Below are 866 nucleotides of genomic sequence, written 5' to 3'. Positions count from 1 at the left end.
TAGGGGCTGTATAGAATTGTGGAATAGTTGAAAAAAATAAGCAACGCCTTACACTCTTGTTTACCACAACAAAGAGAAAAGGCGTCACTTATGGCTCGTACCATGCTCACTGATGAACAATGGCAAAAGCTGTCTGATATATTGCGACAAATCAACATATATAACAAGCCCAATCTAAGATTAACCGTTGAAGCGATGTTATACCGCATACGTGTTGGCTGTCCTTGGCGCGACTTACCATCTTGCTTTGGCAAATGGTCTACCGTATATCATCAATACCGCTATTGGCGTAAAACGGGTAAATGGCGGCAACTGATGTCAATAGTAACAGCAGACTATGATAGCGAATGGTTATTTATAGATGGTAGCGTGGTAAAAGCGCATCAACATAGTGCAGGCGCTGCTAGTTGTCATGATGAAGCCATCGGTAAAAGTGTTGCTGGTAATAGTAGTAAGCTGCATTTAATGGTTGATGCTTGCGGTAATCCTGTCCGTGTTGAGCTGACAGGAGGACAGGTACATGATTCTAAAATGGCTAACGCTTTAATTAAAAGTACCATCAAAAAAGAAACTAAGGCGGTTGTAGCAGATAGAGGCTATGACAGTAGCGACATAAGGGATTGTATCTTTGAGGGCTGTGCTGAATCAGTAATACCGGTTAAGTCAAATTCAAAAAGCAATAACGAGACGCTAGATTGGTACTTATATCGCTGTCGCCACTTGGTAGAAAACGCCTTTGCTAGGTTAAAACACTTCAGAGGCATTGCCACACGCTATGATAAACTTAAAGCCAGCTATGAGGCTGCCATAATTCTCGCTTGTGTCTTTATTTGGCTGCCGCTGATTTGAATTCTATACAGCCCCTA

The 866-nt window shown here is 42.0% G+C and carries 1 protein-coding gene; it reads left to right on the top strand.

Features of this window, described 5'->3' with window-relative positions:
* The first annotated feature begins 90 nt into the window (after window positions 1-90).
* Entirely contained in the window at window positions 91-849 is a 759-nt protein-coding gene (locus JMX97_RS13630) for an IS5 family transposase (RefSeq protein WP_201558963.1), read from the top strand.
* Window positions 850-866 lie beyond the last annotated feature (17 nt).

The sequence above is a fragment of the Psychrobacter sp. 72-O-c genome (assembly GCF_904846605.1).
Taxonomy (GTDB): domain Bacteria; phylum Pseudomonadota; class Gammaproteobacteria; order Pseudomonadales; family Moraxellaceae; genus Psychrobacter.
The sequence above is the reverse complement of the archived record's forward strand: the minus strand, read 5'-3'. Positions and strand labels throughout refer to the sequence as shown.